The organism is Sagittula sp. NFXS13, from assembly GCF_040148795.1.
Classification (GTDB): domain Bacteria; phylum Pseudomonadota; class Alphaproteobacteria; order Rhodobacterales; family Rhodobacteraceae; genus Sagittula; species Sagittula marina.
Window position 1 is genome coordinate 22,909 of sequence record NZ_JAGEMH010000001.1, and the last position, 25,420, is coordinate 48,328.

22 protein-coding genes and 1 pseudogene are annotated in these 25,420 nt (G+C 61.4%); 13 read left to right on the plus strand and 10 right to left on the minus strand.

From position 1 onward, the window contains the following. Positions 1 to 9 precede the first annotated feature (9 nt). The 4 genes from J4E08_RS00115 to J4E08_RS00130 all read left to right on the plus strand — a co-directional run bounded on the left by J4E08_RS00115 (position 10) and on the right by J4E08_RS00130 (position 3,617). The gene (locus tag J4E08_RS00115; RefSeq protein ID WP_349536777.1) at positions 10 to 984 is read left to right on the plus strand and encodes a TRAP transporter substrate-binding protein; all 975 of its coding nucleotides are present in this window, start codon (positions 10 to 12) and stop codon (positions 982 to 984) included. A gap of 67 nt (positions 985 to 1,051) precedes the next feature. Continuing rightward, a complete protein-coding gene (locus tag J4E08_RS00120; protein WP_349536778.1) occupies positions 1,052 to 1,609 on the plus strand; it encodes a TRAP transporter small permease in 558 nt (185 codons plus the stop codon). After that, positions 1,590 to 2,780 (plus strand): M20 aminoacylase family protein, encoded by a 1,191-nt coding sequence (locus tag J4E08_RS00125; RefSeq protein ID WP_349536779.1) that lies wholly within the window; start codon positions 1,590 to 1,592, stop codon positions 2,778 to 2,780. Before J4E08_RS00120 ends, J4E08_RS00125 begins: the two co-directional genes overlap by 20 nt. Positions 2,781 to 3,323: 543 nt before the next feature. After that, complete coding sequence (locus tag J4E08_RS00130; RefSeq protein WP_349537461.1) at positions 3,324 to 3,617, plus strand: hypothetical protein; 294 nt, start codon at positions 3,324 to 3,326, stop codon at positions 3,615 to 3,617. A gap of 9 nt (positions 3,618 to 3,626) precedes the next feature. Here the strand turns inward: J4E08_RS00130 and J4E08_RS00135 are convergent, their stop codons facing one another. The 4 genes from J4E08_RS00135 to J4E08_RS00150 form a co-directional block, all read right to left on the minus strand. Continuing rightward, positions 3,627 to 3,947, minus strand: coding sequence for a hypothetical protein (locus J4E08_RS00135; protein ID WP_349537462.1), 321 nt, complete (start codon positions 3,945 to 3,947; stop codon positions 3,627 to 3,629). Positions 3,948 to 4,141: 194 nt separating this feature from the next. After that, a complete protein-coding gene (locus tag J4E08_RS00140; RefSeq protein WP_349536780.1) occupies positions 4,142 to 5,419 on the minus strand; it encodes an O-antigen ligase domain-containing protein in 1,278 nt (425 codons plus the stop codon). Further along, the gene (locus J4E08_RS00145) at positions 5,416 to 6,891 is read right to left on the minus strand and encodes a GumC domain-containing protein (protein ID WP_349536782.1); all 1,476 of its coding nucleotides are present in this window, start codon (positions 6,889 to 6,891) and stop codon (positions 5,416 to 5,418) included. Before J4E08_RS00145 ends, J4E08_RS00140 begins: the two co-directional genes overlap by 4 nt. 110 nt (positions 6,892 to 7,001) lie before the next feature. Then, complete coding sequence (locus J4E08_RS00150; RefSeq protein WP_183965747.1) at positions 7,002 to 7,619, minus strand: response regulator; 618 nt, start codon at positions 7,617 to 7,619, stop codon at positions 7,002 to 7,004. A gap of 350 nt (positions 7,620 to 7,969) precedes the next feature. On the opposite strand from J4E08_RS00150, the gene J4E08_RS00155 reads away from it, so the two are divergent. The 3 genes from J4E08_RS00155 to J4E08_RS00165 all read left to right on the plus strand — a co-directional run bounded on the left by J4E08_RS00155 (position 7,970) and on the right by J4E08_RS00165 (position 12,561). Further along, entirely contained in the window at positions 7,970 to 9,376 is a 1,407-nt protein-coding gene (locus J4E08_RS00155) for a WecB/TagA/CpsF family glycosyltransferase (RefSeq protein ID WP_349536784.1), read from the plus strand. A gap of 100 nt (positions 9,377 to 9,476) precedes the next feature. Further along, positions 9,477 to 9,992, plus strand: coding sequence for a putative pterin-binding protein (locus J4E08_RS00160; protein ID WP_349536785.1), 516 nt, complete (start codon positions 9,477 to 9,479; stop codon positions 9,990 to 9,992). Between the two features lie 121 nt (positions 9,993 to 10,113). Continuing rightward, positions 10,114 to 12,561 (plus strand): hybrid sensor histidine kinase/response regulator, encoded by a 2,448-nt coding sequence (locus J4E08_RS00165; RefSeq protein ID WP_349536786.1) that lies wholly within the window; start codon positions 10,114 to 10,116, stop codon positions 12,559 to 12,561. 8 nt (positions 12,562 to 12,569) lie between these two features. Here the strand turns inward: J4E08_RS00165 and J4E08_RS00170 are convergent, their stop codons facing one another. Then, complete coding sequence (locus J4E08_RS00170) at positions 12,570 to 13,802, minus strand: polysaccharide biosynthesis/export family protein (RefSeq protein ID WP_349536788.1); 1,233 nt, start codon at positions 13,800 to 13,802, stop codon at positions 12,570 to 12,572. Positions 13,803 to 14,013: 211 nt separating this feature from the next. Here J4E08_RS00170 and J4E08_RS00175 point away from each other — a divergent pair, with 211 nt between their 5' ends. From J4E08_RS00175 to J4E08_RS00190, 4 genes are read left to right on the plus strand one after another with little or no spacing between them, the layout of a single operon-like run. Next, on the plus strand, positions 14,014 to 15,255 hold the full coding sequence (locus J4E08_RS00175) for an oligosaccharide flippase family protein (protein WP_349536789.1): 1,242 nt from the start codon (positions 14,014 to 14,016) through the stop codon (positions 15,253 to 15,255). A 1-nt stretch (position 15,256) separates the two neighbouring features. Beyond that, positions 15,257 to 16,171, plus strand: a complete 915-nt coding sequence (locus J4E08_RS00180; protein WP_349536790.1) for a glycosyltransferase family 2 protein — start codon at positions 15,257 to 15,259, stop codon at positions 16,169 to 16,171. Between the two features lie 12 nt (positions 16,172 to 16,183). After that, positions 16,184 to 17,164 (plus strand): glycosyltransferase family 2 protein, encoded by a 981-nt coding sequence (locus J4E08_RS00185; RefSeq protein ID WP_349536791.1) that lies wholly within the window; start codon positions 16,184 to 16,186, stop codon positions 17,162 to 17,164. Between the two features lie 18 nt (positions 17,165 to 17,182). Then, entirely contained in the window at positions 17,183 to 18,178 is a 996-nt protein-coding gene (locus J4E08_RS00190; protein ID WP_349536792.1) for a glycosyltransferase, read from the plus strand. 182 nt (positions 18,179 to 18,360) lie between these two features. Here the strand turns inward: J4E08_RS00190 and J4E08_RS00195 are convergent. Together J4E08_RS00195 and J4E08_RS00200 are read right to left on the minus strand one after the other, a co-directional pair. Beyond that, positions 18,361 to 18,489 (minus strand): annotated as a pseudogene (locus tag J4E08_RS00195) (IS3 family transposase); the annotation flags it as partial. Continuing rightward, positions 18,461 to 18,733: a hypothetical protein gene (locus J4E08_RS00200; protein WP_349536793.1), complete on the minus strand. Its 273-nt coding sequence runs from the start codon at positions 18,731 to 18,733 to the stop codon at positions 18,461 to 18,463. The gene J4E08_RS00200 and the pseudogene J4E08_RS00195, both read right to left, overlap by 29 nt. 363 nt (positions 18,734 to 19,096) lie before the next feature. Between J4E08_RS00200 and J4E08_RS00205 the strand changes: the two genes are divergently transcribed. After that, positions 19,097 to 20,191 carry a TRAP transporter substrate-binding protein gene (locus J4E08_RS00205; RefSeq protein WP_349536795.1) on the plus strand — a complete coding sequence of 365 codons (1,095 nt, stop codon included), beginning with the start codon at positions 19,097 to 19,099 and terminating at the stop codon, positions 20,189 to 20,191. A gap of 90 nt (positions 20,192 to 20,281) precedes the next feature. Here the strand turns inward: J4E08_RS00205 and J4E08_RS00210 are convergent, their stop codons facing one another. The 3 genes from J4E08_RS00210 to J4E08_RS00220 form a co-directional block, all read right to left on the minus strand. Beyond that, positions 20,282 to 21,673 carry a TRAP transporter large permease gene (locus tag J4E08_RS00210; RefSeq protein ID WP_183965632.1) on the minus strand — a complete coding sequence of 464 codons (1,392 nt, stop codon included), beginning with the start codon at positions 21,671 to 21,673 and terminating at the stop codon, positions 20,282 to 20,284. Next, positions 21,673 to 22,248 (minus strand): TRAP transporter small permease subunit, encoded by a 576-nt coding sequence (locus tag J4E08_RS00215; RefSeq protein WP_349536796.1) that lies wholly within the window; start codon positions 22,246 to 22,248, stop codon positions 21,673 to 21,675. The genes J4E08_RS00210 and J4E08_RS00215 overlap by 1 nt, the downstream gene beginning before the upstream one ends. A gap of 763 nt (positions 22,249 to 23,011) precedes the next feature. Next, the gene (locus tag J4E08_RS00220) at positions 23,012 to 23,785 is read right to left on the minus strand and encodes a GntR family transcriptional regulator (RefSeq protein ID WP_349536797.1); all 774 of its coding nucleotides are present in this window, start codon (positions 23,783 to 23,785) and stop codon (positions 23,012 to 23,014) included. Between the two features lie 52 nt (positions 23,786 to 23,837). Between J4E08_RS00220 and J4E08_RS00225 the strand changes: the two genes are divergently transcribed. After that, complete coding sequence (locus J4E08_RS00225; RefSeq protein WP_349536798.1) at positions 23,838 to 25,274, plus strand: YfcC family protein; 1,437 nt, start codon at positions 23,838 to 23,840, stop codon at positions 25,272 to 25,274. Positions 25,275 to 25,420: the final 146 nt, after the last annotated feature.

The window sequence follows — 25,420 nt, forward strand, 5'->3', positions numbered from 1 at the left end:
AGACCAAAAATGAAAAAGACCTTTCTCGCCGCCACAGTCAGCCTAGCTGCGCTGACCGGAACGACCGCCGTGGCCATGGATGACGTCATCGTCGCCTTCGCCGGCACGGAGGACCTGCAGAATGACGCAGAATACGTCTTTATCCATGCCTTCGCCGAGAGCCTGGCCGAGCATGGCGTAAATGTAACCGTCCATCCCTCCAACACCCTGGGCAAGGAAAGCGACCGCTTCGACCAGACGTCCCAAGGTCTGATCGCGGTCAATATCGCCAACGGCGGCTCGCTGATGAAGGCGTCAAAGTGGGCCTCGACCCTGTTCCTTCCGTTCCTGACATCTGACGAGGCCTCCTTTGACCGCGTCGTGGAAGAGAGCGCGGCGCTGGACCGCATCAACGACGAAGCCTCGCGCCTGGGTATCAAGGTCGCCGGTTTCGCGATGCGCGGCGGTAGCCTGGGCCTGTTCAACACCGAAAAGCCGGTCACGACGCTTGAAGATGTCGCCGACATGCGCCTGCGCGCCCAGAATGGCGACCAGGTGACTTTCATGTCCGAATGGGGCGCCAAGCCCACAGTCGTCAGCTGGGCCGAAACGCCGAATGCGCTGCAGACCGGCGTTGCTGTGGGCCACTTCAATCCGCCCTCGACCGTCGTGGCCGCAGGCCAGGTCGAACTGCTGGACTATTTCACGCCGCTCGAGGCCGGGCCCGTGCCCAAGGTCATCATGCTGTCTGACGACTGGTACAGCTTCCTCAACGAGGAAGAGCAGGGCTGGGTCGACGACGCCATCGCCACGGGCATCGCGGTGAACCGCGAATGGGCGCAGGAACAGGTCCCTTACTTCGAACAGACCATTCAGGACGGCGGCATCGAGATCACGCCACTGGCAGAAGGCGAACGCGCGAAGTTCGCGGAGGCCTCCCGCTCGGTCTGGAACCAGATCGTGTCGCAGGAAGACGTAGACTACATCTCGCAGTTCACCAACTGATCCGCACGTTTGCGGGGGCAGGTCCGCGTCCTGCCCCCGTGTTCCTTCAATTCCGGCGGAGCCTGACATGACTTTCATTGCAACCTTCCTCGACCGGCTCAGTGCCGGTGTCGATCACGTTCTGCGTCTGATAGCCCTTGTCTGCTTGGTGCTGATGGTGGCCTTCATCGCTTTGCAGGTGGTCGCACGCTACGGGTTTTCGGCCCCGCCTGCCTGGACCGAAGAGGCTGCGCGCTACGCGATGGTCTGGGTCGGCCTGCTGGGCGCGTCAATCTCGTTCCGGGCCGGTTTCGACCCGCGCCTCGTCAAGCTGCCCGCGACGTTGCCGCGCCCCGTGCTGGCCATCGGGTCGCTGCTGCGCGGCGCGTCGGTGGTCGCCTTCCTCGGGCCGATTCTTTTCTACTGCTTCTACGGACCCGGCCTGAACCCGGCCCGATCCTTCCTGGCACGCAACTTCTACACCACGGCCGAGACCTTCGACATGCCGACGATCTTTGTCGCCGTGACCGTGCCGATCTTCATCATTGCCATCTTCCTGCACGGCCTGGCGCATTGCGCGCGCGGGCTGACAGATCTGCAGGGCGAGGCCTCCAAAAGAGATACCAATGCCTCTGATCACGCCTGATACCCTGCGCGCCGATACCGACTTCATCGCGCGCCTCACAGAGCTCCGCCAGGACATCCACCGCCATCCCGAAACCGCTTTCGAGGAACACCGGACCTCGGACATCGTTGCCACCCGGCTGACCGAGCTTGGGATCGAGATACATCGCGGACTAGGCGGCACCGGCGTCGTCGGCACTCTGAAGGGCAAGCGTCCCGGCCAGCGGGTCATCGCCCTGCGTGCCGATATGGACGCGCTGTTCATCGAGGAACAGACCGGTCTGCCCTATGCCTCCGAGGTACCCGGCAAGATGCACGCATGCGGCCATGACGGTCACACCACCATGCTGCTGGGCGCGGCCGAGAAACTTGCAGCCGATCCCGATTTCGCCGGCACGGTTCACTTCATCTTCCAGCCTGCCGAAGAAGGCCTGGGCGGCGCCCGTGTGATGATCGAGGACGGTCTGTTCGACCTGTTCCCCTGCGATGCAGTCTACGGCGTGCACAACGGCCCGAAAGAACCGCTCGGCAGTGTCCAGACACGCACCGGCGCCTTCATGGCGGCAGGCGACACCTGGGAAGTGATCTTCGAGGGCACCGGCGGCCACGGGGCGATGCCCCATGCCGCCACGGACCCGACCGTCGCCGCTGGTCAATTCATCGCGGCATTGTCCCAGATCATCTCGCGCAAGGTTCCGGCGACGGAATCCGCGGTGATTTCGGTCGGGCACATCGCGGCGGGGGACTATCACAGCCCGAACATCATCCCCTCCCAAGTTGTCGTGCGCGGCACGGCGCGCTCCTACAAGCCCGAAATCCGTGACCTGCTTGAAAACGCTATCGGGATATTTGCCGAGAGCTGCGCCGCGCCACATGGTGCCACGGCCCGGCTGATCTATACCCGACGGTATCCACCGCTGATCAATTCGGCCGAAGAAGTGCAACACGCGGTCGCCGCCGCCTCGGAAACGGTCGGTGCAGAGGCCGTGAACCCCAAGGCACCGCCGGCCGGCGGGTCCGAGGATTTTTCCTTCTTGCTGGAAAAGGTCCCCGGCGCTTACGTGATGATCGGCAACGGCGACGGGCCCGACGCGGCCTTCGTGCATACGCCGAAGTACGATTTCAACGATGCATTGACGCCTATCGGCGTGGCGTACTGGATAAATCTGGTGCAGTCAGAGCTCGGGGGCTGATCTGGTTCGCGGGGCACTTGCGGCGCTGGAATGTCGCAAGTGCCCTCCGCAGGCATTTGGGGGGCAGCGCCAAGGTTTAAGCTGTAAGCGGCGTCTTGTGCCCCGCGTGAGCGTCTACATGTGTTTGAGCCAAGACAGGGACCTGTGCCGAGGGTCGCCTGCTACTACCGCTGCGCGCTCCCGGCCATTCCTGCGGCATGGCGACACCGGCAGCTGCCTGCGCTTGGATGTCGCCGGTTCAGGCCCACACGACCAGCGGCTCCAACGGATCCAGCTTCGGACAACCGAAAACCGTCCGTTTAGGCGTCGATGACACTAGCCACATAGACGAGCGCTCGCCGGGTAGCGACGCAGGTGAATTCGCGGAACCCAAGCATATGCGGTGCAGGCTCGCGGATGGGTGGTTCACCTTGTCCAACGGAGACAGAGCATTATTGTCGGCGATGGTCGCCTTGTGCGGCTTACCTCGGATGATGCCCTGAATGCCCATCCCCTTCATCCACTGGCCGGTAGGGTATTGCAAGGCGATGCCCCGAAAGGGATTTGCGCCACCGTGCAACGGACAACCGCGAAGCCTTCCCAATCCCGCTGGCGCAAGACATTGCGCGCCACATAGACACGCCAGTTCTCTTCGAAAACGCGCTCGATCTCGGGGCGCAGCGTCTTGTCTCGCCGGACAAGATCCTAAAGCCGAGCTGGGTCGGCCCACGTCGCCAAGTGGTCATAATGGGGGGAGGGGGAGATCAGCAGTCTCTTGCAGATCGGCTCGACCCCATGCTGACCACGATGGTCGCCCCTCTCGGCGTTTGCATGCAAACGCCTGCTGGCAATGGATGAACCCAACCATCATTTGGACCGGCGGTCGAGCTCCGCCATCGCAAAATATGTGCTCGCCTTGCGCAGGATCGCATTTGCTTGGCCCAGTTCTCGGTTCTCCCGCTCCAGCGCCTTCTTATTCTCTGCCATGTCCGTCGCGACGCCAGCGCGCTTGCCACTTTCGGTCTCGGCCTTCTTGACCCACGCGTTCGGCGGCTGCGCACAGCCTATCTTCGCGGAAATCGACATGATTGCCTGCGAGCGCAATCCATGCTGCCCCTCATTGTCGAGAACCAACCTCACCGCACGCTCGCGCACTTCGGAGGAAAATTTGTTCGTCGCCTTGCGCATGATGCTCCATCCTGTTCAAGAGTTGGAGCCTCCGGCCAAACCCGGCGCGGTTCAATTGGCATTGGACGCGTTTGACGGCGACCAACCGTCCCGAAGCCGCCACTCGTTGCAAATCACCTGCGTGATGGCTCATCACGTTCGCAAATTTTGCAGTTGTCTTGTGCTATGCACAGTTCTTGCAAGCTGCGCTTGACTCAATTCGACTCGCGGACCTCCGCTGCATGAATGCCAAGCATCAGCAATCCGGGCCAGATCAGATAAGCCTCGATTTCCACGTTTTCCCCGAACGACAACAAGAGGATCGTCATGGTGATCCCGAGAGGTAATCGGCCCCGGGGGCCTTTTGCAGCATCGACCAAGACAAGGCCGGTCTGCCACACAATCGGAATGGTCCACGCAAGAAAGCCGACCATGCCTTTCACGAACAATAACGCCCACCACGTATGATGGCTGCCGATCGGCATATACTCTACCAGATGCGGGCCTGGTTGCACGCGGCCATGGCCGAACCACCACGCTTCGCTTTCCCATCTTTCGACGGCGATACGCTGGAGTGTCGCGCGCACGCGGGTGCTGTCCGCTCGGGCCCCTTTGAATGCTGATACGCCATCCTTCAGGGCCTGGGCCAGTGCGGGGCCGACGACGGCGAGCGAGGCTGTCGCCCCGGCCAGCAGTTGCCACGCCCATCCTTTCAGTACCAGCGGCAGCAACCTCGGGCCGATGTTACAGGCCACAAGTCCGACAAGACCCATACGAGACTTGGACATGAGTATCATTGCCATACCTGCCGCGATCCCGATGGCGCGCCATTTGTGGTCGCGCTCTTCCAGGGCGAAACAAACCTGGATGACGCCCAGCAAAGCTGCGAAAGGTGACCAAGGGGCATAGAACTGCCAACGCGGCGTCCAGCTGCCGGGGTCCCATGTGAAGAAGAAGACCGTGAAGTACTCCGGACCTGGTCCGCCCACGGCTTTGAGGGGCGAGGTGAAGATGCTCTCCGGCAGGCCAACGTAAGGCGCGACAGCCAGCACCGGAAGCAAGGCAAGCGTCCACGCCCCGACCACGCATTGTCCGCGGATGAGGATGTCCCGGCGGATCGGCAGCACGGCTCCGGCCAGCGGGAAAAGCGCCAGAAGCGCCCATCCCTTGGCCCAGCCGATCGTGGATTTGATGGTTGTCTTGGTGCCGAGGTTCCAGTTCAGATGCCCGATCCACAAAGCGATCAGCATCACGATCATGCCGATGATCCAAGCCCATACAACCGGCGGAACAGGACCGCGCGCGCGAAGATCTTCTCTGACCGCAGGGCCGAGGTAGAGAACCAAAAGCGCGAGCCCGGCCAATAGCCATGCGAGAACAGGGCCGACGACATATAGCGCCCCAAGTCCGTAGAAAGGCCAGGTCCAGCGCAGCGTCGTCATGACGATGCTTTCCGCCAGATTGCTCGGCGTGACGACGTGATCTTCAGTCATTCCGCCGGCACCAGATGGTCGTCGAAGTCACGCTCTTCGGCGGGTTTCAGCAATCGGTCGACAAGCGAGCGGCGCATCCAGCCCAGAGCAAGACCGGTCAGCATGAAAATCGTGGCAGCAATACCCGCCGCAATCGCCAGTTTGCGCCGGGGCGAGGACGGTGCGAATGGCAGGGACGGATCTTCGAGGACCTGCACCAGCGGGTAGGAAGCAAAAAGATCCGCCTTGTTCGTCTGGGTCCGAGCAATAGCTGAGGCGAAGACAGCCTCGGCGACGGAAAAATCCCTTTGCAGGTCTTCAAGTCGCGCGGCGGGTTCAATCAGGGCCAACTGTCGTGCGCGCGCCTTTGCGAGCCGGGCAATTGCTCCTTGATATTCGTTCGAAAGTCCCGAGCGTTCAGCCTCGAGCGAGACCAGATCGCTTAGCAGACCAGCCCGGCTGCCGACATGCGAAATATCCAGCGTCGACAACGTGGCGCGGTCCAAGCCGGTGATACGTTCGGCCCGATCCATCGCCGCGTCCTGCGCGGCGATGTGGCTGGCCCGAGCGGCCATGACCTCGGGATGATTGGAGCCGAAACGAGCGGATTTCCCTGACAGGAGTGTCGCTTGGACGGCCGTTTCGTCCATGAGCGCGGTGAAAGACGTATCCGCATGCAGCTTCAGCGCAGCCGCCGCCATTTTAGGAGTGCTCGCGAGGGTTTCCGCCAGAGCTGCGACAGCTTCGCTTTTTTCACCCAATACAGCAGCCAGATCGTCCGCGTTGCGGGCAAGGTCGTCGGTCTCGGCCACGAGAGCTTCGAACTGATCGGCCGAAATGAGGCCGGTCTTTTTCTGCAGTTCAGAAATTTCCTCGCGCGTCGCCAGCACCGATTGGCGATAGCTCTCGATGGCTTCGCCAGCGCCAAGTTCGCGGCGGTCGAGTTCATCGGTTCGCAGGGCCTCGATTTCGGTGAAGAAAGCCGCAAGAAGGGCGTCGCCCCGCGCCTGTGCGTCCTCGGGCGAATTGCCGACAATGGACGCATGGATCAACCCGGTCTGGTCTACCAGTTCGATCCGTGGCTTGCCAAAGTCGCGGATCTCCATGCCGACGGCCTTGGCCGCTGATCCGAGGATACGGTCTGCAACGATCAGCCGCTTGTAGGTTTCCGTCGGGCTGACCGAGGTGTGCGCATAAGGGGAACTGGCAAAGGATGACGCCTGGCCGATCCGGTCCAGGTTGACCGACGCGGACGCCCCTGCGCCAGGAAGGATCAGGGACAGGTCTGACGTAAAGCGGAGTGGTGCCGTGGACAGGTAGGTGCCGATCGGGGTCCAGATGCAGACCGCGCCGATGGCCGCAAGGCCGAGGTAGCGGGGCAGGCGCCCGGTATCTTTCAACCGACCGCCGCGCAGCAATCTCGCTGGCGTGATCTTGAGGACGGGCCGACGGATCAGCGCGGGAATTTTGAGCTTGGGCATCGTTCTGGGCATGGCAGGGTCTCCTTGCTCGGAGGTTTACCCTGTGCCCTGCGCCGAAGTCTCTTGCGCCAGCGGGTGGGGGATGGGCGCCGAAGAAGGGTGCGCCTACCCGGTCGGATAGGTCAGAACAGCCCCTTTTCCTTGGCGATCATGGCCGCCTGCGTCCGGTTCGACGCGCCGATCTTGCGATAGAGCGTTTTGACATGCAGCTTCACCGTCGGTTCCCGGATATCGAGGTCGCGAGCGATTTCCTTGTTGGATTTGCCCTGCGTCAGCCCTTCGAGCACCTCGAATTCGCGCTGTGACAGCTGTTTCGCGAGCGGATGCTTCTGCTGGTCATTCTCGCTCGCCCGCATGAAATCAAGCGGGGCATATTGCTCGCCAAGCGCCATGAAGCGAAGCGCATTGACCAGCGACTTCGCGGACAGAGTCTTGGGCAGGAACCCGGCGGCACCGGCTGCCAGCACCTCTTCCGCAATGTCGCGCTGCGCGGTTCCAGAGATAATTGCGACGCGGTGATCGCCTGACATGCCCATGATCCGGCGCAGACCGTCGAGACCATCCATCCCCGGCATCGTGAAATCCAGCAAAACCAGGTCGTATTCTTCGCCTGCCGCCATGCGGGCTTCTGCGGCGTCCAGATCCTGGACACTTTCGGCGACCATTCCCGGTTCGTTCCCAATATATAACATAAGTGTATCACGAAGCAGTTCGTGATCATCGGCAATGAGAATGCGCATCGTGTTTTGGTCCGTCTGGGTTGCCCGGTCATCCAAGGCGGTATGTCTTTGGAAAGTCATTCTATACTCCTTAGGACAATACGTCGCCCGCAATGATGTCATAGGGCATCTACCAGCACTTAACCATAAAATCTAAGCAACTCCAAGAAGAGTAGGGTTAGAGCTCCTATCCGGTCGGATAGGTGGTGTGCCCCGGTTGAAATCGCTCCTGACCGGAAGTCCCACAAGTCAGTCCCAAGAGGTTCCGGGCGATCCGCGTGGGCCATCCTCCTGTCCGGGCGTTATGTTGAGAACGCACGGCACAACGGGCCATTCGAATAGGCGAACCACGCCAACAACGGATGCCCCCCATGACCTTTGCCAACCAGACCGACTTTACCCAGCTGCCGACATTTCCCGTTGATCAGCGTCCTTCCACGACGCCAACCGATGACACGATCGAGCTTTTTGGCCTCGATGTTGTTTCGCAGCCTTCGCAGGTTGTGATCGACCGGCTGCTGACCCCGGGGCGGCGTAGCCGTGTGGCGTTTTTCAATGCGCATTGCGGAAACGTCATGGCGGGGGATGCCGATTATGCTGACGCCCTGATGACTGCTGACGAGGTTCTTCCCGACGGGATCGGCGTCGAGCTGTCCGCACGCATGACGGGATCTTCGCTGACGGAAAACCTCAATGGCACGGACTTTACCCCCGCCTTGCTGAAACGAGCGGCGGCACAGGGCCTCAGCGTCTTTCTGCTCGGTGCCCGACCGGGCGTTGCGGAAGACGCGGCCGACCGGCTCTGCCTTGATATTCCCGGACTGCGCGTTGTGGGCACCCGCGATGGCTACGACGGTATGGCGGACGAGGTCGCGACCATTCGTGCCGTCAATCTTGCCCGACCGGACATCCTTTTGGTGGCGGCGGGGGTGCCGATGCAGGATCTCTGGATCGCCCGAAATGCGCATCGTCTGCATCCCAGGATCTGCCTCGGGGTCGGCGCGCTGTTCGACTTTCTTGCCGGTCGCGTGCGTCGTGCGCCTGCTTGGGTGCGTGGGGCGCGATGTGAATGGGTCTGGCGGCTGGCGTCGGAGCCCCGTCGCATGGCGCGCCGATACCTGATCGGAAACGTGGCTTTTCTGACGCGGGCGGCGCGGGCGGCCTTTGCCCGGCAAGACAAGAGCGATGCCGTTGCACGTGTCATGGACATTCTGCTGGCCGGTGCGGCCCTGCTGCTGCTTTCGCCCTTTGCGCTGCTTGTGGCGGCCGCAATCCGTCTAGACAGCAAAGGTCCGGTGTTCTTCCGGCAGACGCGTGTCGGTAAAGATGGTCAGCATTTCAGCATGCTGAAGTTTCGGTCCATGTATCTGGACGCGGAGGCGCGCCGCGCAGAGCTGTTGGCCACGTCGGACCGCGAAGGCGTTTGTTTCAAGTCCAGGACCGATCCCCGGATTACCAAGATCGGCCGTGTCCTGCGCCGGTATTCCATCGACGAGCTGCCACAGATCTGGAACATCCTGCGCGGTGACATGTCCATCGTCGGTCCTCGGCCAGCTCTCCCGTCCGAAGTTGCCGCTTACCCGGAGCGGGCGCTCGAACGGCTGGTCTGCAAACCGGGCTTGACCGGGATATGGCAGGTCTCAGGCCGCGCCGAGATCGGGTTCGACAAAATGATCGACATGGACATCGCCTATGTCCGGTCCCGGTCGGTTCTTCTGAACATCATCCTGATTACCATGACCTTTCGTGCTGTTCTCGGGGGCAGGGGCGCTTACTAAGCCGCTCCTAGCCGATTGGATAGGATACCTCGCCGTCCGGGTCCGGGACGGGCCGGAAAAAAGACTGTATTTATGAAACAACACATCGCAGGAGAATGAGATGCGCTTTCCCAGATTTCAGACATCCCTGGCCGCCGTGGCCCTGGCGGCCCTTTCGCCGGGCGCTTTTGCGGCGGGCCTAGGCGATCCTGCGAGCGAGGTCATCCTCACCGTCACAGGCGAGATCGCCACCACCAACCGGGACGATGCAGCCGTTTTCGACCTCGACATGCTGACCTCGATGAATACGGTGACCTACGAAACGGAAACGATCTGGACAGACGGCGTTCAGACATTCACCGGAGTGCTGCTGTCAGATCTCATGGACCGCCTCGGCGCCGAAGGCAGCAGTCTGAGCGCGATGGCCATCAACGACTACGCCGTCGAGATCCCGTCGTCTGACTGGGTCGAAACCGGCCCGATCATCGCCTATCATCAGAACGGCGCGCCCATGTCGGTGCGTGACAAGGGCCCCCTATGGATCATCTACCCCTACGACGACAACGACGCATACCAGAGCGAAGTGATCTATTCGCGAAGCATTTGGCAACTCGACCGTATCAAAGTTCTTGAGTGAGACACCTATGACCCCACCCCTTGGGCTTGCCCCCGACAGAGCGCGAGAAAAGCGGCGAACGCGGTTCCGGACAGGATCGGCTGTCGCCGCTTTTGTCCTTTGTGCAGCCCTTGTTGCGGGCATGGCCCTTTTCATCCTGCGAGAGATCGATCAGCTCTCGCGCGCCAACTCGGACAACGTGCAGTGGAGCCTCTCTCAGGCCGATGTCGAATTCGCCCGGTTCCAGCTGGCAATTGCGCAGGCGGATGGGGAGACCGGTGACCTTTCCCGTATTCGGCGCAGGTTCAATATCTTTTACAGTCGGATTTCGACCCTCGACAGAGGCATGGTCTATCAGGATGTGCGCGACGACCCGGAGTTCACGCAGCACCTTGAAAACGTAACCGCCTTTCTGGACCGCGCGGTCGATGTGATTGATGCCCCGGATGCGGAACTGACACAGGCTCTGCCTCGGCTTGGGGCCGAAGCCTCAACGGTTCTTGCAGACGTGCGGTCTATGTCGCTGGCCGGCTTGTTCGGGTTTGCCGAAGCCTCGGACGCCCGGCGCGCGGGTCTGGTCGGCACACTCGCGGCCCTCGCTGTCGTGCTTGGACTGATCTTTGGCGGGCTTATCCTGTTTGCCTACCTGCTGTCGCGGCTGCACCGTCTGGCCGAATCCCGCGCCGATGACGTGGTCAACGCGAGCGAGCGGACGCGCATGATCGTAGGGGCCGCGCCGGATGCGATTGTCGTGACCAACCGTGCCGGAGCCATTCTGGACTTCAACCCCGAAGCAGAGGCATTGTTCGGTTGCCCTGCGCGAGAGGCGATCGGGGCCGAGGTGGTCTCAAATCTCTTTCCCGAAGAAGGCCGCTCCGACCTGATTTCCGGGCCGCTCTCCTGTTTGCGAAGCAACGATACACCCGGCGCGATGGCCAGACATTTCGAGACAGTGGCCGTGGACCGGAATGGCCGTCGTTTCGCGGCAGAGCTGTCAGTCGCAGCGGAACCGAACGGAACTCGATTGGTGCTTTTCCTAAGGGACATTTCGGACAGGAAAGAGGCCGAGACCAATCTGACCATCGCCCGCGATCGCGCGCTGGCCGGTGAGCGTGCAAAGGCTGAGTTCCTCGCGATCATGAGCCACGAGATGCGCACTCCGCTCAACGGCCTGCTGGGGTCGATGCAATTGCTGCGCGACCATAGCCTCAATGAACGCCAGACGGACCTGTTGGACAGGATGGAAGGGTCCGGGCGGCTTTTGCTTGGACTTGTGGATGACGTGCTCGATCTATCGAAGTTCGAAGCCGGCAAGATGGAGGCGACACGACAGAATTTCATGGTCAGCGGGGTTCTGGACGGCGTTGTCGAAACGGCCGCACCCCTGGCGGAAGCCAACGGAAACACCCTGTCGTGGCACTGGCTCGGACAGCAGCATGACGCGGCTGTGGGCGATGCCAGACGCCTGAGGCAGGTCCTGCTGAACCTCGTGGGCAATGCGATCAAGTTCACGAAAGGCGGCGAGGTCGAGATCGAGGTGGAATGCCTGCCAGACGGCGAAAGCCTGGAGTTTCGGGTGACGGACACCGGGATCGGGATCAAAGAAGAAGACCTGAGCCGCATATTCAACGATTTCGAGACGTTGGATTCCACCTATGCCCGTCAGGCCGGCGGGACCGGACTGGGGCTGGGCATCGCCAAGCGCCTGACCAGCCTCATGGGGGGCGAAATCGGGGCCGAAAGCGAGTTCGGGGATGGGTCGCTCTTTTGGTTGCGAATTCCCATCGCTGCCGCGGGTCCGGTTTCTGTCCAACCTCTCTTCGAGTTCAACCAGTTGGTGGCCCCACGTCGCAAGCTGGATCTGCTGCTCGTGGAAGACAACGAAATGAACCGTTTCGTCGCGCGACAAATGTTGGAGGCCGATGGTCACAGGGTTGTCGAAGCCGTTGATGGTCAGGCGGGTGTCGAATGGGCCAACAACCGGGCTTTCGACGCGATCTTGATGGATATCTCCATGCCGGTCATGGATGGCATTGAAGCGACCCGAAGGATCCGGGCAGGCGGTGGCCCGTCCGCGGATTGCCCTATCATCGCAGTCACCGCTCATGCCTTGCCCGAAGAGGTTGAAGAATTCAGTGCCGCCGGCATGACGACCACTGTCAGTAAACCGCTCGACCGCGCGGCGCTGCTCTCGGTCTTGGCCGTGATCACGGAAGGCGCGACACCGCTGTCTGCCCCGAGCCACTCAGGTTCCCCTGATACGCGACTTGACGGACATCAACTGAGCACACTCCTGGCTGGACTACCCAGCGTCGAACGGGACGAAATCCTCGCGCGTTTCCTTGTCGAAACGGACGAGACAATCCAGTCCATCGTCTCGGACGACCTGTCGAGAGACGCCTTGAAGGCCCAGGTTCATGCCTGCGCCGGAAACTGCGGCACCTTCGGCGCCAGCGGGTTGCGGGCCGCGCTGGCCGAGATAGAGACAATGTTGAAGCGAGGCGAAGATATCGCACCGGAGAGGCTGGCCGCACTAGCGCCTCTCTGGCAGGAGACACGGATGCAGATTTCAGACCTGAGCCGAGATTGAAACCAGCGTCACGGGATCAGCGTAACGGCCCCGACGACGCCCAGAACACGGCCGATCTCGGCAATATTGGTGATCCCACTGTCATAGCAGGCGATCGCATCGCCTGGCAGAAGGTAGGGGTCATAGTCATCGCGATCCGCGCGGGCGCGCATGACCTCGACCTTGCGTTCTATCACGGCAGACACCTGCGTGATTGGATTGCGAGAGAAAAGAGCCGCAGACCGGTCCGCGCTGGTTGCGCGGGCGCCGCCGACACAGTTGGCATCCACCACGGCCTGCATGAAGCGCGTGCCATAGGGCACTTCGCGCACCGTCTGGCCGATGGCCGACGGCGCATTCCCGGTCGCGGGCTGGGTCAGGTTCGAGAGGTAAAGCGAGATGCCGGGCGGGCTTATGGGGCTTGGCTTCATCAGGTCGTCTTGAAAGCACTGGCGTGACGGGATGTGGACTTCGTCGCCGGTGATCAGCATGACATCGTCGAAATTTTCGCCGCGTATCACACCGCGCAGATCAATTGTGTAGTTGCGCCCGGCGCGGGTCAGCCGGACGGCGGACAGATCCGCATCGGGACGGACCCCGCCAGCATTACGGATCGCAGCCGAGAGATTGCGGTTCTCGGTCGAGGCACCAAGGGCGGCCTGCCGACGGCCGTCTACCATATCGCCCTGAATGCCCCCGATGTCTGTTGGCCTGACCTCAAAGACGGCGCCTGACACGGCAACCCGGACCGGAGCAAAGTCCTTCACGAGGAGAGAGATCAGCGGAACGTCGTCATAGTGACCGTCGTTCAGCAGGGCTTGCTTGATCGACGCGGCAACCTGGGACGGACTTCGGCCAGCCGCGGAAATCGGATTGATGTACGGCAGTTTGATCGTCCCGTCGCGCGAGACCACATAGTCGCCCGAGAACGTTTCGTCTTCTGGCAGCCGGAATGCCACCAGGTCCCCGCGCGAGAGCAATTCGCCCCGCAAAGACGACGGCGCACCGGACCCGAACTTCTGATTGCGGTCGCCGCCGATCGCGGGCCGGCACTTCGCAGCATTCATCGACGGGGACGTTAAAAATGCTGCCGCAGTCCGGCTGACATCGATATCCCGATATTGCGCCTGATAGGCTGTGCCGCTCGAAACCGGCTCAAGGTTGGCGGCTTTCTGCGGGGCAGAGCAGGCCACGAGGACCATGAGGGCCAAGCTGCTGGCCCCTGATTTCAACCCGATCATCGACAAGATCTGCTCCAGCATTCTGCATTATTCTTGTCTGAGAGACTAACCCGTCATGTGTCGATCCGTCCATGATTGCGATCGGGTTGCCCCTCCATCCGAATGGATATGTTCCTGAACCGTTGCGCCGCTGCACTGTCCCGCGGGGCGCGGGCGCATGTTGTTTTACCGAGCTAAAACAAAAGGGCGCCCAAGTCCGCACCCCAGTCCGGGCGCAACAGGAGTGACCGTCATGTCCCGAACCAGCCACAAGGGCAGTTTTGCCCACAGTCTTGCCGCCTACTGCCTGTCCGAGATGGCGGCAAAAGCGTCCCGGCTGGTCGTGGTCGTGGCGGTCGCCCGCACTATGGATGCCGCGGCAATCGGTGTCGCGGCCGGGGCGCTTGCCGCAGCCGACATCCTCAAGGCGCTGACAGAGAACGGCGTCGGCCAGCGGATCATAGCTGCGCGCGACGAAGACCTGGCGGCCACCTGCCGCAGGGCGCATTCGATCTTCTGGCACTGGTGTCTCGGGCTGTGTGCGATCCAGCTGATCGCTGGCTTTGCGGTCTGGTTCATGACCGGCAACGCCCTTTATTTCGTGTTGATTGCGATCCTCGCAGGCGAATACCTGTTCATGCCGGCGGGACTGGTGCAATGCGCCCTGGCCATGCGGGCCGGAAAGATGCGCCAGACGGCTGCGATTGCAGGCGGTCAGGTGGTGGGCGCGAACGTCGCGACCGCGATACTGGCCTTCATTGCCCCCGGGCCGGTTGCGCTTGTGCTCCCCCGTCTTCTGGCCGCCCCGATCTGGCTGATCGCGATGCGCCGCCTTCAAAACTGGCGCCAAGATGCGACTGTTTCTGCCGCGCCCCTTCGCCCCTTTGTGGACTATGGGTGGGCCGTGCTTGCCGTTGAGCTGGTCAAGGTCATGCGCCTTCAGGCTGACAAGATTGTCATCGGTCTTCTGATGGGCCCCGAGGCACTCGGTCTCTATTTCATGGCTTTCAACGCCGGGCTCGGTCTGTCCAACTCCTTCTCACAAGCCCTGTCGGTGGCGCTGTTTCCCCACCTTTGTGCCGCATCGGACCCATTGCCTGCCCTGCGCCGCGCGCTCGCGCTGTCGGTCACGGTCATCGCACCTGTCGTGTTGCTGCAAGCCCTTGCCGCACCGGTTTACGTGCCGATCCTGTTCGGGGCAGACTGGGCACATCTGGCCGATGTGGTCTCAATCCTGTGTCTGGCGGCGATCCCCGGCGTCATCTGGTCGGCCTCCGCGCAGTTCTTGCGGGTCAGGAACCGTCCGCAGCGCGAATTTGCCGTCACCGCAGCGATCACGATCGCACTGATCCTGAACACCGCGCTGCTTGCCCCTCAGGGACTTGTCGCGGTCGCCTGGGGCTATCTGTGCATTGCGACGGTCGGACAAATGTTGGCCGCGCTTCCTATCCTCCGTATCGCCTACCCGTCCTACACCTCTGCAAAGGTCGTTTGATATGCCGTATTTCTCGATTGTCATCCCGTGCTTCAACGCCGCCGAAACGCTCAATGACACGCTCGATAGCATTGCATCGCAGACATTCGTCGATTGGGAAGCTCTCATAATCGACGACGGGTCGGCAGACGCGACATGGGCGCTGGCTGTGGCCCGCACCGCAAAAGATTCGCGCTTCAAGGTGATGCGCAACTCAGGCCAGGGGCCAAGCTCTGCGCGGAACCATGCCGCGATGCGGTCTCGTGGAAAGGTGATCGCGTTTTGCGACGCGGATGATCTTTGGTACCCGCAAAAGCTGGCGCTGATGTATCAGACCTTTGCCCGGCCCGATGTGGACGGCGTCTATGCCCGTGTCGCCTTCTTTGACGGCAAAGGATCGCGGTCGACTTCGCAGGTCTGCGACGGTCCTCTGTCGGTCCAGACACTGCTGGGCGAAAACCCGGTCTGCACGATGTCCAATGTCGCGGTCACTCGACGGACTTTCATGGAAAGTGGCGGGTTCGATGTGAGCATGGTGCACAACGAAGATCTGGAATGGCTGATCAGAGTGACCGGCTCCGGAGGCCGGTTCTTGGGGCTGGATGAAATTCTGGTGAACTACCGGACCTCGCCGACAGGTCTGTCGGCTAACCTCGACGCGATGCGTATCGGGAGGGAGACTGCCTTGGCAACTGCAGCGCGCATGGGTTTCCCTGTCGACCGTCGGTCCGAAGCCATCCACCTGCGCTATATTGCCAGACGCGCTTTGCGAACGGATGCGCCGCCTCTGCAATCCCTGCGGATGGCGCTAGCGGGTGTGGCGACCAGCCCTGTCGGCTTCTTTACGGACATAAAACGCGGCGGATTGACCTTCATGGCCGCCCTTGCCGCACCCATTATGCCGCGCCGCTTGCGCCGCAGTCTTTTCTCTAACTGAGCGGAGTGTAACATGCCCAAGGCTTCCATCATCGTTCCCGCCTATAACGTCGCCGAGACGATCGGTGAAACCCTTCGCAGCCTTTTGGCGCAGAGTTTCACCGACTTCGAAATTGTCGTCGTCGATGACGGGTCATCCGATCGCACGGTCGCGATCGTACGGAGTTTCGGTGACAAGCGGGTGCGGCTCGTCCAGCAACCGAACCGGGGCCTCGCCGGGGCACGGAACACCGGGATCTATCACGCCAAAGGTGACTACATCGGGTTCTGTGACAGCGACGACCTCTGGCGTCCGACCAAGCTGGCCACACATGTCCGGCATCTGGATGCCAACCCGCAGGTGGGGCTCAGCTTTTCCGGGTCCGAGCTTATCGACGCCAATGGGGCGCCGCTCGGGCTGGCCCAAAGGCCGCGCCTCAAGCGTATCACCGCAAAGCATGTCTTCCTGTTCAATCCGGTCGGCAATGGATCCAGTGCGGTCATGCGTCGGGACGCCCTGGATGCCATCGCCTTCCGCCCGTCGGGAGAAGCTGCGCGGGATTGGTTTTTCGACGAGAGGTTCCGCCAGTCCGAGGACATCGAGTGCTGGTTGCGCCTAAGCCTGACGACCGACTGGACCATCGAAGGTGTGCCCGGACTGCTGACACGCTATCGGATCGTCGCAGGGGCCCTGTCGGCAGCAACCGACCGGCAGTTCGCCAGCTGGGAGCGTCTTGTCGACAAGCTTTCTGCGATCTCGCCCGGTTTCTTCCATAGCCACGCCCCCGCCGCGCGCGCGCTTCAGAACCGATACCTTGCTCGCCGGGCGATCAGCTCGGGCAAGGGCGCCGAAGCTTTGACCCGCCTGAGGTCCGCTTGGGCCGCGTCCCCCGCGGCGCTTCTGCGAGACCCTATCAAGACCGGAACAACCACGGGCGCCGCACTGGTGCTCTCCGCTCTCGGCCCGAACATCCTGCAACGTATCGCGCGCGCCAGTGGGCGCCGGCTCGCCTGACCGCAAAGGAGTTTCCCAATGATCAAGATCGCTCACCTTGTAGACGACACCACCGCTGGTGGCGTGACCCGATACCTTGCCTTCCTTCGGGATACACATGCGCTGACGACGCATCTGGAACATCAGGTCGTGGTGGTGCCGCGCAACCGCCCCTCGGGGGTGCCCGATGACGTCGACATGATCGTCTCGCACCTCTCGGTCAACTGGTCCGGTCTTCCCGGTCTGATCGCCCTGCGCGCACGGTATTCCGGAGTGCCGATCGTGCATGTCGAGCATAGCTATTCCGAAGCCTTCGCAGCGATCAACGTTACAGCACGCGGCCGGTTTCATCGCCTCCTGCGCACCGCTTACGCACTTTTCGATCGCGTTGTTGCTGTCAGTGAGGCTCAGGCCGCCTGGATGACGCGCAACGACCTCGTTCGCAGGCATATGCTTGACGTCATCACACCGATGACGGACCTGGGAGAGCTCGCAACTGTTGCCGCTCCCCTCGGCCCAATTCTCCATTTCGGTGCCATTGGCCGGTTCGACCAGCAGAAAGGGTTCGATATTCTGATCCGCGCCTTCCGGGCTGTCGACGATCCTCACCTGACGCTCACTCTTTTTGGCGAAGGGGAGGAGAGGGGGCATCTGGAACACCTTGCCGATGGTGACGCCCGAATTCGATTTGCCGGGTTTGCTGCCAATCCTGTCGACGCATACGGATCGTGTGATGTCATCGTCATGCCGTCCCGTTGGGAGCCTTACGGCCTGGTCGCGATCGAAGCCAATGTCGCCGGGCGCGTGGTCGTCATGTCAGCGGTCGATGGTTTGCGGGATCAGTCTGCACGGGGAAATGTCGTCGTCTCTGACCACTGCTGTGAGGGATGGCAGGATGCGCTTTCTTCCATCGCACGCTCGCCCGCGCAAACGGTTGATCGACCTGCGCCGGCGTCCCTGGCGGATGCGAACATTGGGGCCTGGTCTGCACTCTGCGACAAGGTTTTAACTCACACGAGAGAGATGAGTGCCTAAGCAAAGGGTCGAACGCTTCGGGCATTTTGAGCTACTCCCCATCTCTTGAACAGAATCTGGCGTGAATTAAGCTACTCGTTAAACCTGCTGATCGGATTGTTTGAAATTCTCTGCCAATAAATCAGCACCGGTGGCCGGCCACCGAGGGCTTAGTGAGGGCGCTGCCGGGGGGGGGAAGATCACCTCTGGATGGCCGCCTTGGTCTCCGATCCTGTCTCCAAGGCATGCATGTAGACGCACTCTTGGTTCAGGGTGCGCCATAGCCTCTCGATGAAAATATTGTCAATGAAACGGCCTTTTCCTGGCATCGCTTTCGGGAGCAAATTTACGTCGCAGCTTCGGTCGCCGAGCAACCAGTCGACCTTCAGTTGGCGACTGAACAGCCTGCGCGCCGATGAAATCGCTGACTTTCCCGGCTGGCCCGAAGACGTTGATCGGATGGCCCAAGGCTGGACGCGTGCGACACGCCTTCAAGTAAATCGCTTCAATCACACCAGTCTTCTTCACGACGTGCTCGGCCGCCAGCTCGGTCAGCTTCTGCGCGAAGATGCCCAAGACGCTCCGTCGCATCCAATGCTTGTAGAAAGTCTTGGGCGGGCCATGGTTTTTCGGCGCATGCCTTTATGTAAATATTTGTATATAATGAGATAATTCAGATCATCGCGCGTCGGTCGTCGACACGCGGCATGCCATGAGACTTCGAAAAGCCGGGTTAAGACGCGCTATCTGCGGACCTCTCAGCCCGAAGATATCAGACACGACAGCGCTCGTTTTCAAACGCTGAATCCTGCCCGCCGAGCGAAATCGATGGGTCCTGAGCCTAGACTGTCCCTGCATGTACTGTATTGATGCGACACGTGAGGGGCCGAAACGTCGGTCCCCGCAGCACCAACATAAAAGACCCCCGTGGGAGGAAACATGGATCGTCGTTCTTTCATCCGCCGTGGCGCCCTGGCGGGCGCCGGTGCCGGGGCTGCCGCCCTGGCCAGCCCCGCCGTCGCCCAGGACCGTATCACCTGGCGCATGGTCACCACCTGGCCGAAGAATTTTCCCGGCCTCGGTGTCGGCGCACAGCGCCTGGCCGACCGGATCACCGCTGCTTCAGGCGGACGTTTGACCGTGCAGGTCTACGCTGCCGGCGAGATGGTGCCGCCGCTTCAGTCACTGGATGCCGTGATCGACGGCACCGCCGAGATGAGCCATGGCGCTGCCTACTACTGGCAGAACAAGTCCACGGCCCTGTCCTACTTCACCGGTGTGCCCTACGGCATGACCGCGGGCGAACTGGCGGCCTGGGTGCAGCACATGGGCGGCCAGCAGCTCTGGGATGAGGTCTATGACCAGTTCGGTGTCCAGGGCTTCCTGTCCGGCAACACCGGCACCCAGGCGGGTGGCTGGTTCCGCGAGGAGCTCACCGGTCTCGACAGCCTGAAGGGCGTGCGCTTCCGCACACCGGGCCTGGGCGGCCGCGTCTGGGAAAAGCTGGGCGCTACCGTGACCAACATGGCCGCTGGCGAGATCTTCCAGGCGCTGCAGTCGGGCGCGCTGGACGCGGCCGAATTCGTCGGTCCCTACAATGATCTGGCCCTCGGCTTCTACCAGGTGGCGAAGAACTACTACTTCCCCTCCTTCGTGGAACCGGGCCTCGCCACCGAGCTGGTGGTCGACAAGGCAAAGTACCAGGCCTTGCCCGACGACCTGCAGGCGATCGTGCGCGATGTCTGCCAGGCCGAGTATGACACCGTCTCTGCCGACTTCGTTGCGAACGACCCGCGCGCCCTGAAGACCCTTGTCGAAGAGCACGGCGTGCAGGTGCGTCAGTTTCCGGACGAGATCCTGGAAGCCGGTGCACAGGCCTCGATGGAGATCATCGGCGAGCTGCGCGACAGCGGTGATGAGATGACCCGCAAGGTTACGGAGCATTTCATCGAATCCCTGAACGTGATGCGCACCCGGACCGAGGGCAACGACCTGAACTTCATTCAGGCCCGCGCTAAGTATTTCACGCTCTGAACATCTGGCCTGTTCCAGATCTGCAAAAGGCCCGGACAATGTCCGGGCCTTTTTGTTTTGCCAGCGAAATACAGCGCACCGATCCGGGCGCTAGCCCGCGATCAATGAGGGCAGCCAAGTGACCACGCCCGGGAAGGCGAAGAGCAGCGCGATGGCCAGGATCTGCAACAGGACGAAGGGCAGGATGCCGCGGTAGATGGCCGAGGTCGGCACGTTGTCGGGCGCCACGCCGCGCAGGTAGAACAGCGCGAACCCGAAGGGCGGCGTCAGGAAGGATGTCTGCAGGTTCACCCCCACCATGACGCCCAGCCAGACCGGGTTGATGTCCATCGCCAGCAGGATCGGCGCGGTGATCGGGATCACGATGAAGATGATCTCGAAAGTGTCGAGGATGAAACCCAGCACGAACATGATTGCCATCACGACAGCGACTGCCATCAGCGGACCGCCGGGCAGGGCGGTCAGGAACTCGTGCACCAGATTGTCACCGCCCATCATCCGGAAGACCACCGAGAAGACCGCGGCACCGAACAGGATGATGAAGACCATGCTGGTGATTGCGGCGGTCTGGACCGCAGTCTCGTGCAGAATCTTCCATGAAAGCCTCCAGCGCAGGGCGGCCAGCAGGGTCGCGCCCACGGCACCGACAGAGGCTGCTTCGGTTGGCGTGGCGATGCCGCCGAGGATCGAGCCCAGAACCGCCAGGATCAAAAGCAGCGGCGGCAGCAGCGCGGTGAAGATCTCGCGCTTCAGCCCGGCCTTTTCCTCCGGAGGGACAGGGGTCGCGGGGCAGCTCTCGGGATCGACGATCGCCTTGAAGATGATGTAACCGATATACAGCAGCACCAACAGGAAGCCCGGCAACATCGCCCCGGCAAAGAGATCACCCACCGACACCGGCGTCGGGGCGAAGTTCCCCTTGGCCATCTGCACCTGTGCGTTGATGCCCGAAAGCATGTCGCCCATGAAGATCAGCACCGTCGACGGCGGGATGATCTGGCCCAGCGTGCCGGAGGCGCAGATCGCGCCGGTGGCCAGCGTCGGCTTGTAGCCCGCACGCATCATCGCCGGAAGGGAGATCAGGCCCATGGTGACCACCGTGGCCCCCACGACACCGGTGGAGGCCGCAAGCATCGCGCCCACGATCACCACGGAAATCGCAAGACCGCCGCGCATGTTGCCGAAAAGCTTGCCCATGGTCAGCAGGAGCTGTTCGGCGATCTGCGACCGTTCCAGCATCACCCCCATAAAGACAAAGAGCGGCACGGCGACCAGAACCTCGTTGGTCATGTAGCCGATGTAGCGGTTCGGGAGGGAGCCGAAGTTCGACGGGTCGAAGACGCCGAAATACATGCCGATCGCGCCGAAGAGCAGCGAGGTGCCGGCCAGGGTGAAGGCCACCGGAAAGCCCATCAGCAGAAAGCCGATGATGCCGACGAACATGAGGCCGGAAAGAAGTTCTCCGATCAGGACGGGATCCATCAGACGGCCTCCGTGGGATGGGTGGGATCTTCGGCGCGTGTATAGCGGATGCGGGCGGGCACCAGGTCTTCACGGTCCGCAAGCATCAGGATCGAGCGCAGGATCATCGCCAGCCCCTGCAGGGCGATCAGCACCGCGAAGGCCAGGATGAAGGTCTTCAGCACAAAGAGAGCGGGCATGCCGCCGACATTGGCGGAGCCTTCGCCGTAGCGCCAGGAGCGTTGGACGAAGGGCAGGGCGTAAATCCAGACCACGTACATGGCGGGCATGAGAAACAGCAGCACCCCCACCAGATCGATTACCGCCTTCTTTCGCGGCGTGGCCGGGCGATAAAAGATGTCGACCCGCACGTGGTTGTCGCGCAGCAGGGCAAAGCCAGCTACACCGGTGAACATGGCGCCGTTCATCCAGATGTAGAGATCCTGCATCCAGACATGGCTGACGGCAAAGACATAGCGCTGCACCACCACGGTGAAGCAGACGAGCACGATCCCCACCGACAGCCAAGACAGGATTGTCCCGACCGCGGCGTTGATCGCGCAGATGACGGAGGCGATTCGCCCGAGGATTTTCATGCTGCGTCCTCTTTCTGTGAGTACGATCAAGATGCTCTGCGTTCTATGCCTTCCGCGTCGGATAAGTCCAAGCACAATTGACCGCTTTCAAGGCAGTATGCGTAAAACGACGCGGCTTTTTAGCAACCAGGTGTCGCCGTCGCAGTGCTCCCACGACAGGTTTTTAGGGTCCGCGCCGATGCTGCTGGTTGTCTCGCTCAATTGCTCCACGGCACATGCCACGGATAGCAAGGCAACCTTTTCCTCCAAGCGAGAAGTGAAGATCTTCGGAAGTGCGTGCGCAGCAGATTGCAGATGATTAATGTCGTGAAGGTCGCAAAAGCAGACATGCGGTCCAAGGGGATTGGTCTGCTACTCATGGAAAACAGGTTCGTTTGCCTTGGGCCTTTCGCGCTTTTGTGTCGCCCTCCTGCGCCCGCTCAAGCGAGTGTCCGTTCGGATGCGGCGAGGCTCTTCCAGCGCCCTGCTGAGTGTCGGCAGCGCGGATTGTGGCAACGGTTTAAGTATCCAACGAGCGCCATCTTGGCATGCCTGTCGCCCAATGCGACTGACCAGATCGCGCTGGCCGTAAGCGAGACGCCCATCGTGAGCTACACCAGCAAACGGAACGCCATCCGCTGAGCCGTCATTCAGCCCCGTCAGGATTGTGCACCGCTGCAGCAGACCCGGCATGCGCTGCGATTGCGCGCCCCGGCGACGGCTGAACTTTGGCGGTGCGCGAGATCTCCCAAACGCGCTTCTATCGTTGCGACAGGCAAAGCTTTCAGCCGCCGTCGACTCCCCACCAGCGCATTGTCTGACGGCAGTGGTGGTCGATTGCCTTGCTCACTTGATCCACGTCGTGCGCGCGCAGGGCCGCTATGATGGCGAGGTGTTCCTCCATCGCGCTGACAATGCGGTCAACGAGAAAGGCGCGGGCGGTCTGAATTACTGAAAGGCGGTTCCGGTTAGCGTCATAGACGCTGCGCAAAAAGGGATTGTCCAGCCCGCTCGCCAGCATGTCATGCAAGCTTAGATCTGTCTTGAGCGCCTGCGCAGGCAGATCCGGGCTGCGATCGGATTGCGCGAGCTGAAGCATCGTTTCATGCGCTCCGCGAAGACTGTTGAGCGGCAACGGCACACCTGCACGGATCAGACGGCAAGCGCCCTCTTTGTCCAGCAAGGCCCGCATGTCCAGGCAGGAGCGGGTCAGTTCCGGGCTGGCGTCCATCACCACGATGCCGCGCTTGGGCAGAATGCTGACCAATGATTGCGTCTCTGCCCGCTTGATGGCTTCCCGGGTGGCGGCAATCGGAAACTCGAGCAATTCAGCGAGTTTGGGCATGGAAATAAACTCATTGGCCCTGAGAGTACCTTGCCCCAAAGCGACCAGAAGCGCCGCAAACGCCTTGTCTGCCTGCAGTTCTTGCCTTGATCCGGTCTCGTCTGCCATACCCAATCCCTTGAATATCAAAAAAATCAGGAAGTCTTTCAAATAATCCAAGCAGATGCTTTTGGGAATCCCTGATTGTACGATGCATAGCATAATACGTAACATGTTACATGGGATGTCATCAGGCCACGTAAATGTGGCGCCAAGGGGGGAACGCATGTCAACACAGCGACAGGAGATTGAAGCGGACGCGCAGGAGGCGGGGATCCGAATGCCGCATATCTACGTGATCCTATTCGTATTTACGGCACTGGCCGCGCTGGCGACGCACTTCGTGCCGGCCGGGCTCTACGACCGTGTGACCTTGTCAAACGGACGGAGTGCCGTCGATCCGGACTCCTTCCGTTATGTCGACGCCAGCCCGATAGGCTGGGAACAGTTCATGCTGGCCGTCCCTCAGGGGTTGGTGAATGCGTCAACTGTGGTGTTCTTCACATTCATCATCGGTGGCATGTTCATGGTGATCCGCCGCACCGGAATGATCGATGTGGTGGTGGACAAGCTGACGCGGCGCTTTGCATCGCGTCGCGTGATGATGATCCCTGCGCTGATGGTGATCTTTGCCGTGGTGGCGACGCTGATTGGCACCCAGGAGCTGGCCCTGGTCTACGTGCCGGTCATCTTGCCGTTGATGATCGCGCTGCGGTTCGACTCGATCACGGCAGTCGGCACCGCGCTTCTGGCGACCACAGCGGGCTTTACTGCCGGGATACTCAACCCGATCAACACCGGGCTGGGGCAAACCATCGCTGAGCTGCCGCTTTATTCCGGCGCCGGACTGCGGTCTGTCTTGTTCATTTGTCTGCTGGTGGCCGGGATTGCCTATCTGATGCGCTATGCTCTGCGGGTCCAGAAAAACCCTGACACCAGCCTGCTGGCAAATGATCCCAAGGAAGCCGCCAAGCGCAAAGCCTACGTGCATGATCTCGATGCGCCGGCAATGCGCTTTACCAGCCGTCAGGCCTGGGCCGGACTTGCTGCGCTCATGTTCTTTGGTGTGATGATATGGGGCGTGCTGACCCGTGGCTGGTTCATGATGGAAATGGCGGGCCTGTTCGTGCTGATGGGCGTGACCGTCGGGTTGATTGCCGGGCTGACCCCGGGCAAGATCTGCGACGCCTTCAACGAAGGCTTCCGCGACGTGCTGATGGGCGCGATCATCGTTGGCCTCGCGCGGGCTGTGGCCGTGATGCTGGAACAAGGTCAGGTCATGGACACGCTGGTGCATGGCTTGGGAAACTTGGTCGGCGATCTCCCAAGCTCGGTCTCGGCAGTGGGGATGTTCGTCTCTCAGCTCGGCTTTAACTTCGTGGTGCCGTCAGGCAGCGGGCAGGCGCTGGTGACCATGCCGATCATGGCGCCGGTTTCGGATCTGATCGGGGTCACCCGCCAGAATGCCGTGCTGGCCTACCAGCTGGGCGATGGCCTCTCGAACATCTTCTTCCCCACGTCCGGCTATTTCATGGCTACGCTGGCATTGGCAGGCGTGTCGTGGGACCGCTGGATCCGGTTCTTCCTACCGCTTTTTGGGGTATGGATCGGCATTGCTACTGTATTTCTAGTTTACGCGCAGGCGGTGAACTGGACCGGTTGAGGTGGAACCAGAAAGGAAATGAGAAATTCGGCGGCCGCTTGTTGGCCGCCGTTTTTTGTTATCCAGTCTCCCGGAAACTTATGCGCAGTTTACCTTACACAGTGGAAAGCAACTGCGTAGGCCTGTGCGCGCCCATGGCAGGGATG

Bases quoted from the DNA above. Each gene is read 5' to 3' on its own strand.
- J4E08_RS00150 (WP_183965747.1), bottom strand. From the start codon at position 7,619: ATGCGCATTCTCATTGCCGATGATCACGAACTGCTTCGTGATACACTT.
- J4E08_RS00215 (WP_349536796.1), bottom strand. From the start codon at position 22,248: ATGAAAATCCTCGGGCGAATCGCCTCCGTCATCTGCGCGATCAACGCC.
- J4E08_RS00210 (WP_183965632.1), bottom strand. From the start codon at position 21,673: ATGGATCCCGTCCTGATCGGAGAACTTCTTTCCGGCCTCATGTTCGTC.
- J4E08_RS00205 (WP_349536795.1), top strand. From the start codon at position 19,097: ATGGATCGTCGTTCTTTCATCCGCCGTGGCGCCCTGGCGGGCGCCGGT.
- J4E08_RS00160 (WP_349536785.1), top strand. From the start codon at position 9,477: ATGCGCTTTCCCAGATTTCAGACATCCCTGGCCGCCGTGGCCCTGGCG.
- J4E08_RS00120 (WP_349536778.1), top strand. From the start codon at position 1,052: ATGACTTTCATTGCAACCTTCCTCGACCGGCTCAGTGCCGGTGTCGAT.
- J4E08_RS00135 (WP_349537462.1), bottom strand. From the start codon at position 3,947: ATGCGCAAGGCGACGAACAAATTTTCCTCCGAAGTGCGCGAGCGTGCG.
- J4E08_RS00155 (WP_349536784.1), top strand. From the start codon at position 7,970: ATGACCTTTGCCAACCAGACCGACTTTACCCAGCTGCCGACATTTCCC.
- J4E08_RS00165 (WP_349536786.1), top strand. From the start codon at position 10,114: ATGGCCCTTTTCATCCTGCGAGAGATCGATCAGCTCTCGCGCGCCAAC.
- J4E08_RS00125 (WP_349536779.1), top strand. From the start codon at position 1,590: ATGCCTCTGATCACGCCTGATACCCTGCGCGCCGATACCGACTTCATC.
- J4E08_RS00190 (WP_349536792.1), top strand. From the start codon at position 17,183: ATGATCAAGATCGCTCACCTTGTAGACGACACCACCGCTGGTGGCGTG.
- J4E08_RS00180 (WP_349536790.1), top strand. From the start codon at position 15,257: ATGCCGTATTTCTCGATTGTCATCCCGTGCTTCAACGCCGCCGAAACG.
- J4E08_RS00185 (WP_349536791.1), top strand. From the start codon at position 16,184: ATGCCCAAGGCTTCCATCATCGTTCCCGCCTATAACGTCGCCGAGACG.
- J4E08_RS00170 (WP_349536788.1), bottom strand. From the start codon at position 13,802: ATGCTGGAGCAGATCTTGTCGATGATCGGGTTGAAATCAGGGGCCAGC.
- J4E08_RS00145 (WP_349536782.1), bottom strand. From the start codon at position 6,891: ATGCCCAGAACGATGCCCAAGCTCAAAATTCCCGCGCTGATCCGTCGG.
- J4E08_RS00140 (WP_349536780.1), bottom strand. From the start codon at position 5,419: ATGACTGAAGATCACGTCGTCACGCCGAGCAATCTGGCGGAAAGCATC.
- J4E08_RS00175 (WP_349536789.1), top strand. From the start codon at position 14,014: ATGTCCCGAACCAGCCACAAGGGCAGTTTTGCCCACAGTCTTGCCGCC.
- J4E08_RS00225 (WP_349536798.1), top strand. From the start codon at position 23,838: ATGTCAACACAGCGACAGGAGATTGAAGCGGACGCGCAGGAGGCGGGG.
- J4E08_RS00115 (WP_349536777.1), top strand. From the start codon at position 10: ATGAAAAAGACCTTTCTCGCCGCCACAGTCAGCCTAGCTGCGCTGACC.
- J4E08_RS00220 (WP_349536797.1), bottom strand. From the start codon at position 23,785: ATGTTACGTATTATGCTATGCATCGTACAATCAGGGATTCCCAAAAGC.